Raw genomic sequence first — 16166 nt, forward strand, 5'->3', positions numbered from 1 at the left:
TGAGCTACCTCGCGATGCGCAGGGCCGAGAAATGAAGGCCAAGCATCAACGCCTGACGCTGGCGCTGCTGGCGCTCGGCGCGGTTGTCGTCGCGGGGCTGCTCGCGCTGTCGGCGCTCAAGGACCAGGCCGCATTTTTCTACGCGCCCTCCGACGTACGCCGCGACGGTCTGCCACTCGGCCGCGCGGTGCGACTCGGTGGAATGGTCGAGGGGGGCTCGGTCAAGCGCGCCGCGGACGGCATCACCGTGCATTTCACCGTCACCGACGGCCAGGCGACCACGCCGGTCGTATTCGCCGGCATCGTCCCGGACCTGTTCCGCGAGAAATCGGGCGTCGTCGCCGAAGGCCAGTTCCAGCCCAACGGCAGCTTCGTCGCGTCGAACCTGCTCGCCAAGCACGACGAGAAATACATGCCGCCGGAAATGGCCGGCAAGATGCACGAAACCAAGACGCTCGAACCGGACGCCAAGCAGTGATTGCCGAAGCAGGCCTCGCCGCGCTCTGGTTCGCGGGCGCGCTCGCGGCATTGCAGCTCGTGATGGCAGCGATCGGCATTGTACACGGTCGTGAAGACGTTGCGGCGGCGGTCCGGCCGGTGGCGATCGTCCAGGGCGTGCTCGCACTGCTGGCAATGGCGCTGCTGATCGAGCTGTTCCTGAACTCCGACATGTCGGTGAAGCTGGTCGTCGAGAACAGCCATTCCGCCAAGCCCTGGCTCTACAAGTTTGCCGGTGCCTGGGGGAATCACGAAGGCTCGATGCTGCTCTGGGTGACGATCCTCGGGCTGGCCGGTGGCGCGGTGGCGATCTTTGAGCGCTCGCTGCCCGAACGCACGCTTACCGCGACACTCGGCGCACAGGCGACGATCGCGCTTGGTTTCTACGCGTTCCTGCTGTTCTCCTCGAACCCGTTCGCGCGGATCAACCCCGCCGCGGCCGACGGTCTCGGGCTCAACCCGCTGTTGCAGGACCCCGGCTTGGCGTTTCACCCGCCGACGCTCTACACCGGCTATGTCGGCCTTTCGGTCGCGTTCTCGTTTGCTGTCGGTGCGCTCGTCACGCGTGATGTGGGGCCAGCGTTTGCGAAGGCGATGCGCCCCTGGGTGCTGATCGCGTGGATATTCCTGACGCTCGGCATCACCGCGGGCTCGTATTGGGCGTATTACGAACTCGGCTGGGGCGGCTGGTGGTTCTGGGATCCGGTCGAGAACGCTTCGCTGATGCCGTGGCTCGCCGCGACCGCATTGCTCCATTCGGTGACCGTGCTCGCGACCCGCGACGGTCTGCGCGCGTGGACGATCATGCTGGCGGTCGTCGCGTTCTCGATGTCGATGATCGGCACGTTTTTGGTGCGCTCGGGCATCCTGACGAGCGTCCATGCCTTCGCGGTCGATCCGGAGCGCGGCGCGTTCATCCTTGCGTTGCTCGCGATCTACATCGGTGGTGCGCTCGCTCTGTTCGCCGCGCGGATCGGTACGGTCCGCGCTGGCACGACCTTCGATCCAGTCAGCCGCGAGGGCGGGCTGGTCGCGAACAATTTGCTGTTGTCGGTGATCCTCGGCATCGTCCTGATCGGCACGCTCTACCCAATCGTCGCGGCGAGCTTCGGCGTGCAACTGTCGGTCGGTCCGCCGTTCTTCAACAAGGCGGCGGGGCCGATCGCGCTGCTGCTGGTCGCGGTTATGGCCGTCGGTCCGTTGCTGCGCTGGCGGCGGGATGATGCGAAGAAGGTGCTGCGCCGCGTGATGCTGCCGATCGGTGCGACTCTGATCACGGCGATTGCGTTGCTGTTCGTATGGCCGGGCGTACTTCCGTGGGCAGGACTATCGCTGGCCGCGGGGCTTGCCGTCGCGAGCATCGCGCCGTTGTGGAAGCGCAATCTGAAGCGCACGCCGCTGTTCACGTATGGCATGGTCATCGCGCATCTCGGTATCGCGGTAAGCCTCGCCGGGATGGCGTCGGACAGCGCGTTCACCAAGGAAACGCTGGTCGCGGTGCGCGCGGGCGAGCCGGCGCGGGTCGGGCCGTATACGGTGACGCTCGACGGCATTTCGCCGGTGATCGGCGAGAATTGGTCGGCCCTGGAAGCACGCCTGACCGCGACGCGGGGCGACAGCGAAAGCATCCTGCGCCCGCAACTGCGCTTCTTCGCTAACCCGCCGACGAGCACGAACGAGTCCGCGATCCTGACGGTGCTCGACGGCCAGCTTTATACCGTACTCGGGCAGCCGGACGGGCAGGGGCGGTGGCAGCTTCGCCTGTGGTGGAAGCCTTTCGTGACGTTGATCTGGTTCGGCGGCGTGCTGATTGCGCTCGGCGGCATGCTGTCGCTGCTCGGCCGGGTGCGGCGCGAGCGACGAGCTGCAATACGGGCTGTATGGGCATGAAGCGGTTCGCACTCTGGGCGCCGCTGGCGATCTTTGCGCTGCTGTTCGCGGTGGTGGCTAGCGGGCTGTTCCGGCCGGCGGAGAAGGTGGTGCGGTCGGCGATGGTCGGCAAACCGCTCCCCGATTTCGCGCTGCCGGCAATGGTCCCGGGCAAGCCGGGCCTGGCCAGCGCGTCGTTCCGACAGGGCAAGCCGCGGTTGCTCAACGTCTTCGCAAGCTGGTGCATCCCGTGCATCGCCGAAGCGCCGCAACTGATGCGCCTGAAGGCGATGGGCGTGCCGATCGACGCGATCGCGATCCGTGACACCGCGCCGGCGATCAGCGGTTTCCTCCGCCGCAACGGCGATCCGTACGAGCGGATCGGCAGTGACAAGGCGAGCCAGGTGCAGTTGGCGCTGGGCTCGTCCGGCGTGCCGGAGACGTTCGTGATCGACGGCCGCGGGATCGTCGTGAAGCAGATCATCGGCGATATCCGGCCGGAGAATGTCGCCGAGATCGTCCAAGCTGTGAAGGATGCGCGGTGAGGGGCTCGCACTTCATTCCCCTTCCGCTTGCGGCAGGGGCTAGGGGAGGGGCTTCTCGTGTTTCACCAACTGCTCGCGCGCGTTATGCCCTCCCTCGACCCCTCCCGCGAGCGGGAGGGGAGATTCTTGCCGCGCTGTTGCTCTGCATCTCGCCGGCCTTCGCCCAGCCGGTCACCCCGCCAGCACATTACGCCAATGTACAACTCGCCGACCCCGCCAAAGAAGCCTCCGCCCGAGCGCTCATGGAAACACTGCGCTGCCTCGTCTGCCAGGGCCAGTCGATCGCCGACAGCGATGCCGACATGGCGGCCGACATGCGCGCGCTCGTCCGCGAGCGGATCGCGCGGGGAGAGAAGCCGGCGTCGATCCGTAACTGGCTGATCGCACGCTACGGCGATTACGTGACCTATGATCCCCCCCTATCCGGCCTGACATGGCCGTTGTGGCTAGCGCCGATTCTGCTGCTTGGCATCGGCGGCTGGATCGCGCGGTCGAGCTTCCGGCGGAGGACACGCTGATGGGGTACGTCTGGCTGGCCGCGATCGGAGCCGGTTCGTTTGCGCTGCTCGCGGTATTGAAGGTGAACCGTGTCCTCTGGACGATGGTCGCAGCCGCACTGATGCTCGGTGCGGCGGGGTATGCGTGGCAGGGGCAGCCAGCGCTTGCCGGCCATGAAGCTTCGCCCGGGCTTGCAGCAACGCCGGACGATAGCGCGATGCTCGAACTGCGCGACCAGATGTTGGAGCGGTATACAGGCGCGGCGGCGTATTTGGTTGCGGCAGACGCGATGACGCGGATCGGCGACCGGCGCGCGGCGGTGCAGGTGTTGCTCGGGGGGCTCAGGATCGCCCCGAAGAGCGTGGTGATGTGGACAGGACTAGCCAACGCGCTGGCGGCGCATGATGCCAACCAGGTTTCGCCGCCTGCGCTGTTCGCGTTCCAGCAGGCGATGCGGTTGGCGCCAAAGCATCCTGCTCCGCCGTTCTTTCTGGGGCTGGCGTATGTGCGGGCGGGGGAGTTCGCGACGGCTCGGCCATATTGGGCAAGGGCGCTGGCGTTGACGCCGGCCAATATTTCGTACCGAGGCGAGATCGCTACTCGGCTCGCGTTGCTAGATCGTTTTCTGGCTATGCAGGATACGCCGAACGCGGGCCAAAACTAATCCCGCCACCCTGGATCAAACCCAGAATGACGGGACAATGGGCTTACTGCCCGCGGCCGGTCTTCGACTGCAACTCGTCGATTTTTTTCGACGCATCCGCCTTGGTCAGCGTCTCGTCGAATTCCTCATGCGCTTCCTCGGACAGCGTCTTGAGGTAGCTTGCCTGCGCACCGGTCATCTTCTCGTCGCCGGTGGTCCAGTCGTCCGGATCCTTCTCGGCGTTCGAGAACGGTTCGGACTTGGGGTTCGGGGTGTCGGACATTGGAAATTCCTTTCCCCTGTCCAACACCCATGTTCCGTATCCGTTCCCGAGTCAGCCAGCCCAAGCTTCGTAAGGTAAACCTAGATCATCGGCGACCGCCTTGTACGCGATCTTGCCCTTGTAGACGTTCAGCCCGTTGGCGAGGTGCGGGTCGGCCTTCATCGCCGCCTCGGCGCCGAGATTCGCGAGCTTCAGCGCGAACGGCAGCGTCGCATTGTTCAGCGCGAACGCCGAGGTTCGCGCGACCGCGCCCGGCATGTTGGCGACGCAGTAATGGATCACGCCGTCGACCTCGAACACCGGGTCCTCATGCGTCGTGGCGTGCGACGTCTCGAAGCACCCGCCCTGGTCGATCGCGATGTCGACTAGCACCGAGCCGCGCTTCATCGTCTTCAGCATCTCGCGCGTGACGAGCTTGGGTGCAGCAGCCCCAGGCACCAGCACCGCGCCAATGACCAGATGCGCGTTCTTCACCGCAGCCGCGATCGCGGCCTTCGAAGCATACGCCGTCTTGATCTGGCTCGAGAAGAACATGTCGAGTTCGGCAAGGCGATCGTTCGAGATGTCGTAGATCGTCACGTCGGCGCGCATGCCGACCGCCATCTGCGCCGCGTTGACGCCCGAGACGCCGCCACCAAGGATCGCGACCTTGGCCGGCGCAACACCGGGCACGCCGCCGAGCAGAACGCCACGTCCGCCCTGCTCCTTCTCCAGATAATGCGCACCGACCTGCACCGACATGCGGCCCGCGACTTCCGACATCGGCTTGAGCAACGGCAGCCCGCGGCGGTTGTCGGTGACGGTCTCGTACGCGATGCAGGTCGCGCCGGACTTCATCAGCCCCTCGGCCTGCGGCTTGTCCGCGGCGAGGTGGAGGTAGGTGAACAGCAGATGGCGCGGCTCGAGCATCGCGATCTCGCTCGGCTGCGGCTCCTTCACCTTCACGATCATGTCGGCGCCGGCGAACACGGCAGCCGCCGTCGGCAGGATCGTCGCGCCTGCGTCGACATAGTCCTGGTCTTCGAAATCGATGCCCGATCCGGCCTGCGTCTCGACGACGACCTCGTGGCCCGCGGCGACCAGTTCGGCGACCGACGGCGGGGTCAGGCCGACGCGATATTCGTGGTTCTTGATTTCCTTGGGGACACCGACGCGCATTGATTCCACTCCATTATCGTTTGCGCCATACTAGCGCGCCTTGGACGGGAAGGGTTCGCAAACTGGTCGCGGTGCGATACCGCGGCTGCAAGATCATTGCATCCATTGTTGCCGAAACGGGATAATATTGAGCATCACGATCGAACGCAGGATTCTGGACCTGCTCGCCGCCAATTCCGACCTCACCAGCGCGGAGCTTGGCGACGCGGTGGGCCTGTCGGCGAGCGCCGCGCATCGCCGGGTCGCGCAGTTGCGGGAGAGTGGCGCGATCACCGGCTATCGTGCCGTGCTGTCGCAAGCGGCGCGCGGCGATCCGAGCATCGTGCTCGTCAACGTCACGCTGCGGGATCAGCGCAAGGAGACGATGGCGGCGTTCGAGGCGGAGATCGTGGAGTGTCCGCAGGTCGTGCAATGTTTCCTGATGAGCGGGGAGGCAGACTACATGCTCCACGTCGAGATCCGCCACGGCGAGACGTTCGAGCGCATCCACCGCGAGACACTGTCGCAACTGCCTGGGGTAACCCGGCTCGCCTCGCACTTCGTCATCCGCGAGGTGATAAGGCGCTGAACGCCGGCGACTCTTCTCCCCTCCCTGCAAGGGAGGGGGCGGGGGTGGCTTGGCTTCCGCATTACCGAACGTCGGCGGCACAAGCAGGCCGACCCACCCCCAACCCCTCCCTTCCAGGGAGGGGAGCAAGTGTAGGCAACGCTTCGATACTAGACCGATCAGCCCCAGTTAATCCACGTTGCCCGCCTCGCCGTTGCCGCCTCCCGGCCCGCATGCTAAATGCGCGCGCTTGGGGCACAGGGTGAAATCGGAAATTCGATGAAGATTGCTGCACTTCCGGGTCGATTCACCGTCCAGTGAGCGTCGACCAGACCGCCGCGGCTTCGACCGTGCCACCCGCCAATCTCGATCTCGAGACGGGGCATCACAACTCCGACGGCATGCTGAAGCTCGCCTTCGGTGCGATCGGCATCGTCTTCGGCGATATCGGCACCAGCCCACTCTACGCCTTCCGCGAGACCTTCGCAGGCCACCACAAGCTCGCGCTCGACGCGGCGCACATCATGGGCGTCATCAGCCTGATGTTCTGGTCGATGATGATCGTCGTGACGGTCAAGTACGTCATCATCATCATGCGCGCCGACAACAAGGGCGAAGGCGGCAGTCTCGCGCTGCTCGCATTGGTCTCGGGCAAGACCAAGACGAAGCGCTGGAGCAAGGGAATCATCCTGCTCGGCGTGTTCGCGACGGCGCTGTTCTACGGCGACAGCATGATCACGCCTGCGGTATCGGTGCTGTCCGCGGTCGAGGGCCTCGCCGTTGCCGCGCCGGCGTTCGCTGGCCTTGTGCTGCCGATCGTGATCGTCATCCTGATCGCGCTGTTCTGGGTGCAGAAGAGCGGCACCGCACGGATCGGCCTCGTGTTCGGGCCGATCATGCTGGTATATTTCAGCGTCATCGCGGTGCTCGGCATCCTCAGCATCGTCCAGACGCCCGAGGTGCTCTGGGCGCTGTCGCCGCACTACGCGGTCGAGTTCTTCATCATCGATCCCGAGCGGGCGTTCCTGGCACTGGGCTCGGTCGTCCTCGCGGTCACCGGCGCGGAAGCGCTGTACGCAGACATGGGGCATTTCGGTCGCAAGCCGATCGGGCTGTCGTGGCTGTTCTTCGTGCTCCCCGCGCTGATCCTCAACTATATGGGGCAGGGCGCGCTGCTGTTCCGCGATGGTCGCGAGGCGCTGGTCAGCCCCTTCTACAACCTTGCACCCGAAAGCCTGCAGCTCCCGCTCGTCATCCTCGCGACGATGGCCGCAGTGATCGCGTCGCAGGCGGTGATCTCCGGCGCGTTCTCGGTAACGCAGCAGGCGATCCAGCTCGGCTTCATCCCGCGTTTGCGGATCGAGCACACCAGCGCCTCGACCGCAGGCCAGATCTACATCCCGCTCGTCAACGGCGCGCTGATGGTGATGGTGATCCTGCTCGTGCTGTTCTTCCGCACCTCGTCGAACCTGACGAGCGCCTACGGAATCGCGGTGACCGGGGCGATGTTCATCGACACGTGCCTGCTCGGCGTCGTCCTGTTCCGCCTCTGGAACTGGCCGAAGATCGCCGCGATCCCGCTGCTGGCGATCTTCTTCACCGTCGACGGCGCGTATTTCGCGGCCAACCTGACCAAGGTGCCCGCAGGCGGCTGGTTCCCGCTGCTGGTCGGCTTCATCATCTTCACCTTCCTGACCACCTGGTCGAAGGGGCGGCAGCTGATGATCGACCGGATGCACGAGGCGGCGATGCCGATTAAAGTGTTCATCGGCTCGGCGGCGAGTTCGGCATCGCGCGTGCCGGGCACCGCGGTGTTCATGACCTCGACCGCGGACGGCGTGCCGCACGCGCTGCTGCACAATCTCAAGCACAACAAGGTTCTGCACGAGCGCGTCATCCTGCTCACCGTGAAGATCGTCGGCCAGCCCTATTGGCCCGCGCACGACCGTGCGGTGCGCGAGGAGCTTGGCGACGGCTTCCACCGCCTCGTGCTGCGCTACGGGTTCATGGAGGATGCCGACGTGCCCGCGGCGCTGCGCCAGGTCCATAATTGCGGCGCGGACTTCAAGATGATGGACACCAGCTTCTTCCTGTCGCGCCAGACGCTGCTTGCGTCGGACAAGCCCGGCATGATGATCTGGCGCGAAAAGCTGTTCGCGTGGATGCTGCGCAACGCGGAAAGCGCGATGGAGTTCTTCCGCCTGCCGACCAACCGTGTCGTCGAGCTGGGTAGCCAGGTCGAGATTTGAAGGCCTGCCTAACCGCCGCCGTCATCCTGGACTGGTTTGACGAGTATTTCTCTGACCGGAGAGAAGCTTGTTTCCCCGCGAAGGCGGGGACCCAGACTGGGCTCCCGCCTTCGCGGGAGAACAAGAGTGCGCTGCCGTTCCGCATTCTCTCTGCACAGGTGGTTTTCACGGGCGGAGAACCGGAAATGAGCTTGGTATGACCGGCCCCACTGCAGTAGCCCCGATCATCGTCACCGCCTTGTTCGGCCGCAAGGACACCGCGTTCTTCGACTCCATGCGCCGCGAGCATTTCCCGCCCGAGCGCAACCAGCTCGACGCGCACCTGACGCTTTTCCACCATCTGCCGCCCTCGGGCCTCGACGAGCTCAAGCACCGGCTCAACCAGGAAACGCGTGGCATCCGTGCCCCACAGGCGCGCGTGGGCGGCCTGATGTCGCTAGGGCGGGGTGTCGCCTACCGGATCGAGTCCCCCGAGCTCGTCGGCATCCGCGCGCGTCTGGCGGACGCGTTCACCGGCATGCTCACCCCGCAGGACGCCGGCGGCTGGCGCCCGCACGTCACGATCCAGAACAAGGTCAGCCCGCAAGTCGCCAAGCTCCTGCTCGGCAATCTGCAGCGCGATCTCACCCCGAGGGACGTCGAAATCGCCGGTCTGGGCGCGTGGTGGTATCGCGGCGGACCCTGGGAAGCGATTTCCCGGCACATGTTCGCTTGACCGCCTCGAAACCGCTTCCTATAGGCCGCGCCTCGCAGGGAAGAACGCTTCCCTGACGGACGGTACGGCGAAGTAGCTCAGTTGGTTAGAGCACGGGAATCATAATCCTGGGGTCGGGGGTTCAAGTCCCTCCTTCGCTACCATTTCAGACTTGGCGCATGGCGCCGCCGGCACATCCCCGCAGACCGACGCAAGCGATCACCAACTGCGGGAAACTCGTCTTCGCAATCGCAAAATGCGCTTCTATTGCCTTGGGTTAATGGTCAGCCAGTGTGCCGCATCTTGGGCGCACGCGTCGGCCCGGCCGTTCGGGAGATACGAGTATGCGCGACAAACGCCCTGATGGGATCACCGATTACACGGGTCCGGCTGGCGGCTGGGGCGCGCTGAAGGCGGTTGCCGTCTCGCTCAAGGCGCAGCAGATCGTCGTCCGCGGCGGCCAGACGCTGCTCAAGTCGAACCAGCCCGACGGCTTCGATTGCCCGAGCTGCGCATGGCCCGACCCGAAACATACCTCCTCGTTCGAATTCTGCGAGAACGGTGCAAAGGCCGTCGCGTGGGAATCCACCGCCAAGACGATCGGCGCCGACTTCTTCGCTGCGCACAGCGTGTCCGACATCTGGAAGCAGAGCGATCACTGGATCGAGGACCAGGGCCGCGTCACCGAGCCGCTCCGCTACAATGCCGCCACCGATCACTATGAGGTCGTGAGCTGGGCGGACGCGATGCGCGAGATCGGCGCAGGCCTCGCCGCCGTCCCCGATCCGAACCAGGCCGAGTTCTACACCTCGGGCCGCTGCTCGAACGAGGCGGCATTCCTGTTCCAGCTGTTCGTGCGGCTCTACGGCACCAACAACTTCCCCGACTGCTCGAACATGTGCCACGAGGCGACGTCGGTCGGGCTGCCGAAGTCGATCGGCATCGGCAAGGGCACCGTCAGCCTCGAGGATTTCGATCACGCCGACCTGATCCTGTCGATCGGCCACAACCCCGGCACCAACCATCCGCGGATGATGGCGACCTTGCGCGAAGTGTCGAAGCGCGGTGGCAAGATCATCGTCTTCAACCCGCTCAAGGAACGCTCGCTCGAACGCTTCGAATCGCCGCAGTCGGTGGTCGAGATGGCAACGATGTCGGCAACCCCGATCGCCAGCAGCTATTACCAGGTGAAGGTCGGCGGCGACGCGGCGGCGCTGAAGGGCATCGCCAAGGCGCTCGTCGCGCTCGACGAGGCGGCCAAGGTCTCCGGCACCGAGCGCGCGCTCGATCACGCGTTCATCGCCGAGCATACCGCCGGCCTCGACGACTATATCGCCGATCTCGCGACCACCGAGTGGGCGGATATCGAGCGCTCCAGCGGCCTCTCCCGCAGTGACCTGGAAGAGGTCGCGCTTGCCTATTCGAAGTCGAAGTCGACGATCTGCTGCTACGGCATGGGCGTCACGCAGCACCGCACCGGCACGACCAACGTCCAGCAGATCGCGAACCTGCTTCTCCTGCGCGGCAACATGGGCAAGCCGGGCGCGGGCATCTGTCCGCTGCGGGGCCACAGCAACGTCCAGGGCGACCGCACTGTCGGCATCACCGAGCGCCCGATGTCCCTGCTGCTCGACAACATGCGCGACGTGTTCGGGTTCGAGCCGCCACGCGAGCATGGCCATTCGGTGGTCGAGAGCATTGCGGCGATGCGCGACGGCCATGCCAAGGCGATCGTCTGCCTCGGCGGCAACCTCGCGATCGCCTCGTCCGATCCGCAGGCGTGCGCGGAGGGCTTCCGCAACCTCGATCTCGCGGTCCACATCACCACCAAGCTCAACCGCACGCAGTTGCTGATGGCGAAGGCCACGTACGTCCTGCCGTGCCTCGGCCGGACCGAACTCGACATGCAGGCGACTGGCCAGCAATCGGTGACGGTCGAGGATTCGATGTCGATGGTCCACGCCTCGCGCGGCTTCCTGATGCCGCCGGGTGAGAACGTTAAGTCGGAGATCTGGATCGTCGGCGAGATCGCCAAGGCGACCTTTGCCGCGAAGGGCCATGCGCCGGTCGAGATCGACTGGGATGCGTATGTCGGCGACTACAGCCTGATCCGCGACAAGATCGAGGCGGTCTTCCCCGCGTTCGCCGACTACAATGCGCGGATTCGCAAGCCGGGCGGCTTTCACCTGCCGAACTCGGCGGCGATGCGCGAGTGGAAGACGGACAGCGGCAAGGCGAACTTCCTCGTGGCCAAGGGCGTCGAGGAGGACGACAGCGCGGGCGATCCGACCGTTTTGCGTCTGACGACGCTGCGGGCGCACGATCAGTACAACACCACCGTCTACAGCCTCGACGATCGCTATCGTGGCGTATTCGGGCGCCGCGACATCCTGTTCATGAACGAGCGCGACATGGCGCGTCTCGGGCATAAGGAGGGCGACGTCGTCGACATCGCCACCGCGCTCCAGTTCGCGCGGCCCGATCGTATCGTGCAGAAGCTGATGCTGGTCCGCTACGCGCTGCCCGATGGTTGCGTCGCTTCCTACTACCCCGAGACGCAGCCACTGATCGCGCTTGAGGATCACGATCCGCAGAGCTTCACCCCGTCCTATAAATCCATTCCGGTGACCGTCCGTCCCGCCGCTGCCGACATGGGTTCGGATCGCGGCGTGGTGCGCGCGGGGATCGTCGGGCACGAGAGTAAAGTACACGCATGAGCACCGGCTATTCGTCGACGATCGACACCTACGCGACCCTCGCGGCGACCAAGGCGGAGGCGTTGCGGCGTTCTCCCGCGGGGTTCTTCGCAGGCGCGATCCTCGCGGGCACGTATATCGGCATCGCAATGATCCTCGCGCTCAGCACGGGCTCGGGGCTCGAACCCGGTGTGCGGCCCTTGGTGATGGGCGCGACCTTCGGGCTCGGGCTGATCTTGACCGTGTTTGCCGGGGCTGAGTTGTTTACCGGCTATGTGATGTATCTCGGCTTCGGACTCGCGCGCCGGACGATCACGATCGGAGACGCACTCAAGCTCGCCATCGTCGTGTGGATCGGTAACCTCGTCGGTGGCGTCGTGCTGTCGCTGGTGTTCGCGGCAGGCGGCGGCGGCGCGATCTTCGCCAACGCCGATACGATGTTCCACGCGTACGTCCTGCACAAGGTGTCGGTCGACGCGACCGCGCTGATGGCCCGCGCGATCCTGTGCAACTGGCTCGTCTGCCTCGCGATCTGGACGGCGGCGCGGATGACCGGCGACACCGCCAAGTGCATCGCGATGGCGTGGATCCTACTTGCGTTCGTCGCCGCCGGGTTCGAGCATTCGGTCGCTAACATGACCGCGCTGACGCTGGGCCTGCTGGTGCCCAACTCGTCGATCGACCTAGCCGGCATGATCCGCAATCTCGCGATCGTGACCGTCGGCAACACGATCGGCGCGCTGGTATTCGTCGTCGGCGGCTATCTGGTCGCGTCGAAGACGGACGCGGTACAGGCCGCCAAGTAACCGCGATTTCGCGTAGCAGCGGCAGGCCTGCTGCTACTCGAACACGTCCCAAGGATCGTTGACGACCAGGATCGCGTCGCTGCGGGCGAGCGCCAGCAGCGTCAGGCAGTGCTCGCGCGCATGATCGATCGCCAAACTGGTCGGCGCGGAGATCCCCACCAGCATCGGCGCACCGGCAATCAGCGCCTTGTCGACCATCTCGAAACTGATCCGCGACGTGACGAGGATGAAGCCGTCGATCGGCTGCCCGGTGATAGCGATGCCGCCGACGAGCTTGTCGAGCGCATTGTGACGGCCGACGTCTTCATACGCCGCAACGATCCGACCCTCGCGATCACACGCGGCCGCGGCATGGATCGCGCCCGTAGCCGCGTTGAGAGGCTGGTGGGCGCGTAACCCACCCAGCGCGGCAAACAGAGCAGGGACGGACGTATCGGGCTTTGGCGGCGTCCGCGGGACCGGTTTGCGCAGCTGTTCGAGCCCGGAGATCCCGCACAGCCCACAACTCGTGTCGCTGGTCCGGTGGCGGACGCGGTCGTGGATGCGGCCCTTGCAGCGATCGGACAGCCCTACACGGACGATCCAGCCTGCCTCCGCCTCGAAGATATCGATGTCACGCACGTCGTCGGCGCTGTCCGCGAGCCGTTCTGTCAGCAGGAATCCCGTCGTGAATTCGGCCAGGTCGGCCGGCGTCATCATCATCACCGCGTAGCCGAGCCCGTCGATCTCGATCGCGACGGGGACTTCGACGGCAATGGCGCGTTCGCCAGCGGTAATCGAATCAGGCCGCAGGATCTTGATCGCTTCGTTGCGCGACGTACTCATAAGATATCGAGGTCCTGCGGCGTGTTGACGTTCGGGATTGGCGCACCCGCCGGGATCGGGATAGCCCCGATCGCCTCCGCCCAACCGCGCACCGATCGCCGCGGCACGGTCTCGATATGGGTCAGCAAATTGCCAAGCGATCCCGTCTCCCAATGCCCGAGCACCGGAACGTCGGGGCAGTAGGCGGAGGCACGTCGAGACAGCGCCGTCAGCAACCCGTCCGGCAACCACGGCATGTCGCACGCGATCGTCAGCACCGACGTGAAGCCCCGCGAGGCTGCATACCCAAGCGCGCCGGCGATACCCCCCAATGGCCCGATGTCCCCGCTTGGCAGGTCAGGGACCGCCCCATCGCGCCCCGCTATCAAAGCGCTATGGACATGAGGCAACAGCAGCGTGCGCGCGTGCTCGGCCAGCATGCGCCCGTCCAACACCGCCATCGCCTTGTCGGACCCGAAGCGAGACGACCGCCCGCCCGCCAGCACGACGCCGAGAATGCGCTGCTCGGTCAGCGCGTCTTCTCGATCCGCACCGGCACCGATTTTGCTGCCGGAACATGGCTTTCGCGGGCGTGGTGAGCAACCGGTATGAGCAGATTGCACTCGGGGTAGTACGCGCCGAGGCAGCCCTCGGGGATCGCGTATTCAACGACGCGCAGCTTATTCAGGCGGCGGTCCGAATTGTCGCCTGCGTCACCGACCAGATCGACGTCGTCGCCATCGGTGATCCCCATCCGGATCATGTCGCTGCGGTTCATGAACACGATGTCGCGCGTGCCCTTCACGCCGCGGAAACGGTCGTGATAGCCGTACACGGTCGTGTTGAACTGGTCGTTCGATCGCAGCGTCATTAGCCGGAAGCGGCCCTCCGCTTCCTCGAACCCCGTGACGTTCAGCGCCTGCGGAACGTTGATCTCCGCCTTGCCGCTCTTCGTCTTCCACTCGCGATGCGCCGCGGGCACGCCCTTCCAGAACCCGCCGGGCGTGAACATCTGGTCGTTGAAGTTTTTGAACAGGTCCGGATACGTCACCTCGATCGCATCGCGAACGCGCGCATAATCACGCACCCACGCGTCCCAATCGAGCTTCGGATTAGGTGCGAGTGTAGCCTTGGCGATCCCCGCGACGATAGCAGGCTCGGACAGCAACGTCTCGGACGCCGGCGTCGCCTTGCCCTTCGACCCGTAGATCTGGCTGAAAGAATCCTCGATCGACACGCTCTGCGGCCCGGTGCCCTGCATGTCGGTCTCGATCCGGCCGAGGCAGGGGAGCAAATACGACGTCTCGCCAGGCAGAAGGTGCGAGCGATTGAGCTTGGTGGCGATATGCACCGTCAGGTCGAGCGCGCGCCACTTCGGCTCCATCCGCGCATGATCGGGGATCGCGCGCACGAAATTGCCACCAAGACCGACGAACGCCTGCGCGCTGCCGTCGAGCACCGCCTCGCACGCCTCGACCGTATCCCAACCCTTCTCGCGCGGCGGCTCGAAGCCATATTGCTCGGCGAGTTTGTCGAGCGGCGCGAGTTCGGGCTTCTCGGTGATGCCAACAGTGCGCTGGCCCTGCACGTTCGAGTGACCACGGACCGGGCCCATGCCTGCGCCGGCCTTGCCGATGTTGCCGCGCAGCAGCATCAGATTGACGACCATGTGGACGTTGTCGATCCCGCCGACATGCTGGGTCAGCCCCATGCCGTAGACCGCGATGACCGCCTTCGACTTGGCATAGACCTTCGCCGCCGCCTCGATCTCTGTACGGGGCAGGCCGCTCTCATGCTCGATCGTCGCCCATTCGGTCGCACGCGCGACCTCGGCGAACGCCTCGAACCCGGTCGTGTGCTCGGCGAGAAACGCATGGTCGAGCACCGGCAAGCCGTTGATCTGCTTGGCGTTGTCGTCAGCCTCGATCAGGTATTTGCACATCCCCATAATCGCGCCGACGTCGCCGCCGGTCTTCAGCTGATGATATTGCGAGGCGATCGGCGTCGACTTGCCCGTCACCATCTCGATCGGGTTCTGCGGATCCTGGAATTTCTCCAGCCCACGCTCCTTGAGCGGGTTGAACACGACGATCTCGACGCCACGCTTCGCACAATCGCGCAAAGGATGCAGGAACCGCGGGCTGTTCGTTCCGGGATTTTGTCCGAAATAGAAAATCGCGTCGCACTTCTCATAGTCCGACAGGTGGATCGTGCCGACCGCCGAACCGATCGCCGACTTCAGCCCGACCGACGTCGTCTCGTGACACATGTTCGAGCTGTCGGGCAGGTTCTGGCTGCCGTACATCCGCGCGAGCAGGCTATACATGTACGACGTCTCGAGGCTGGCGCGGCCCGACGCGTAGAAGATGACCTTGGTCGGGTCATAGGTCTTAAGCTTGGCGCCAATGCCCGCGAACGCCTCGTCCCAGCTGCACGCCGCATACTTGTCCGTCGCGGCATCATACTTCAACGGGTGCGTGAGCCGCCCGGCCTGTTCGAGATCGTAATCCTTCCAGCCGATCAGCTCGCTGACGGTGTGCTGCTCGAAGAACGCAGGCGTCACGCGGAACGAGGTCAACTCCCACGCCGTCGCCTTCGCGCCATTCTCGCAGAACTCCGCAACGTGCGGATGCGCGGGCTTCCCCCATGCGCAGCTGACGCACGCAAACCCATCCGGCTTGTTCTGGCGCGCCAGTTCGCGGATCACTTCCGGGCCGACCTTCTCGCGCGCGGAAATCTCGACGAGCGACTTCATCGATCCCCAGCCGCCTGCTGGTGCGGTGTAATCCTCGATCTCTACGGTCCGGTCGTCGCTCATGCTCATCTCCGCTTTTGTCGTCCAACGCAGTGGCAAAGCTTTCGATGCAGGCGGCACA

Annotated in this window: 15 protein-coding genes and 1 tRNA gene; 11 read left to right on the top strand and 5 right to left on the bottom strand. The window is 65.1% G+C overall.

Annotation, left to right across the window (positions count from 1 at the left end):
* Window positions 1–31: 31 nt before the first annotated feature.
* The 5 genes from ccmE (at window position 32) to C8J42_RS07120 (ending at window position 4074) form a co-directional block, all read left to right on the top strand.
* Window positions 32–478: a cytochrome c maturation protein CcmE gene (ccmE, locus tag C8J42_RS07100; RefSeq protein WP_133019459.1), complete on the top strand. Its 447-nt coding sequence runs from the start codon at window positions 32–34 to the stop codon at window positions 476–478.
* Window positions 475–2388: a heme lyase CcmF/NrfE family subunit gene (locus C8J42_RS07105; RefSeq protein ID WP_133019460.1), complete on the top strand. Its 1914-nt coding sequence runs from the start codon at window positions 475–477 to the stop codon at window positions 2386–2388. Before ccmE ends, C8J42_RS07105 begins: the two co-directional genes overlap by 4 nt.
* On the top strand, window positions 2385–2912 hold the full coding sequence (locus C8J42_RS07110; protein WP_133019461.1) for a redoxin family protein: 528 nt from the start codon (window positions 2385–2387) through the stop codon (window positions 2910–2912). Before C8J42_RS07105 ends, C8J42_RS07110 begins: the two co-directional genes overlap by 4 nt.
* Before the next feature lie 146 nt (window positions 2913–3058).
* Window positions 3059–3430 (top strand): cytochrome c-type biogenesis protein, encoded by a 372-nt coding sequence (locus C8J42_RS07115; protein WP_243644274.1) that lies wholly within the window; start codon window positions 3059–3061, stop codon window positions 3428–3430.
* The gene (locus tag C8J42_RS07120) at window positions 3430–4074 is read left to right on the top strand and encodes a hypothetical protein (RefSeq protein WP_133019940.1); all 645 of its coding nucleotides are present in this window, start codon (window positions 3430–3432) and stop codon (window positions 4072–4074) included. Before C8J42_RS07115 ends, C8J42_RS07120 begins: the two co-directional genes overlap by 1 nt.
* Before the next feature lie 43 nt (window positions 4075–4117).
* Here C8J42_RS07120 and C8J42_RS07125 read toward each other — a convergent pair whose 3' ends face one another.
* Together C8J42_RS07125 and ald are read right to left on the bottom strand one after the other, a co-directional pair.
* On the bottom strand, window positions 4118–4336 hold the full coding sequence (locus C8J42_RS07125) for a DUF3072 domain-containing protein (RefSeq protein WP_056058060.1): 219 nt from the start codon (window positions 4334–4336) through the stop codon (window positions 4118–4120).
* A gap of 51 nt (window positions 4337–4387) precedes the next feature.
* Window positions 4388–5494, bottom strand: a complete 1107-nt coding sequence (gene ald, locus C8J42_RS07130) for an alanine dehydrogenase (RefSeq protein ID WP_056048250.1) — start codon at window positions 5492–5494, stop codon at window positions 4388–4390.
* 127 nt (window positions 5495–5621) lie between these two features.
* Between ald and C8J42_RS07135 the strand changes: the two genes are divergently transcribed.
* From C8J42_RS07135 to C8J42_RS07160, 6 genes are all read left to right on the top strand, one after another.
* Window positions 5622–6062, top strand: a complete 441-nt coding sequence (locus C8J42_RS07135) for an Lrp/AsnC family transcriptional regulator (protein WP_060524452.1) — start codon at window positions 5622–5624, stop codon at window positions 6060–6062.
* 380 nt (window positions 6063–6442) lie between these two features.
* A complete protein-coding gene (locus C8J42_RS07140; protein ID WP_121885427.1) occupies window positions 6443–8290 on the top strand; it encodes a potassium transporter Kup in 1848 nt (615 codons plus the stop codon).
* A 196-nt stretch (window positions 8291–8486) separates the two neighbouring features.
* A complete protein-coding gene (locus C8J42_RS07145) occupies window positions 8487–9005 on the top strand; it encodes a 2'-5' RNA ligase family protein (RefSeq protein WP_133019462.1) in 519 nt (172 codons plus the stop codon).
* 66 nt (window positions 9006–9071) lie between these two features.
* Window positions 9072–9148 (top strand) — tRNA-Met (locus C8J42_RS07150).
* Between the two features lie 180 nt (window positions 9149–9328).
* Window positions 9329–11701: an FdhF/YdeP family oxidoreductase gene (locus tag C8J42_RS07155; RefSeq protein ID WP_133019463.1), complete on the top strand. Its 2373-nt coding sequence runs from the start codon at window positions 9329–9331 to the stop codon at window positions 11699–11701.
* Entirely contained in the window at window positions 11698–12486 is a 789-nt protein-coding gene (locus C8J42_RS07160; RefSeq protein WP_133019464.1) for a formate/nitrite transporter family protein, read from the top strand. The genes C8J42_RS07155 and C8J42_RS07160 overlap by 4 nt, the downstream gene beginning before the upstream one ends.
* A gap of 33 nt (window positions 12487–12519) precedes the next feature.
* On the opposite strand, the gene fdhD is transcribed toward C8J42_RS07160, so the two are convergent.
* The 3 genes from fdhD to C8J42_RS07175 are packed head-to-tail and all read right to left on the bottom strand — an operon-like array spanning window position 12520 to window position 16108.
* The gene (fdhD, locus tag C8J42_RS07165; protein ID WP_133019465.1) at window positions 12520–13311 is read right to left on the bottom strand and encodes a formate dehydrogenase accessory sulfurtransferase FdhD; all 792 of its coding nucleotides are present in this window, start codon (window positions 13309–13311) and stop codon (window positions 12520–12522) included.
* The gene (locus C8J42_RS07170; protein WP_347812404.1) at window positions 13308–13913 is read right to left on the bottom strand and encodes a molybdenum cofactor guanylyltransferase; all 606 of its coding nucleotides are present in this window, start codon (window positions 13911–13913) and stop codon (window positions 13308–13310) included. The genes fdhD and C8J42_RS07170 overlap by 4 nt, the downstream gene beginning before the upstream one ends.
* Window positions 13820–16108, bottom strand: a complete 2289-nt coding sequence (locus C8J42_RS07175) for an FdhF/YdeP family oxidoreductase (protein ID WP_133019466.1) — start codon at window positions 16106–16108, stop codon at window positions 13820–13822. The genes C8J42_RS07170 and C8J42_RS07175 overlap by 94 nt, the downstream gene beginning before the upstream one ends.
* Window positions 16109–16166: the final 58 nt, after the last annotated feature.

It is taken from the genome of Sphingomonas sp. PP-CE-1A-559 (assembly GCF_004340965.1).
In the GTDB taxonomy this organism is placed as follows: Bacteria; Pseudomonadota; Alphaproteobacteria; order Sphingomonadales; family Sphingomonadaceae; genus Sphingomonas.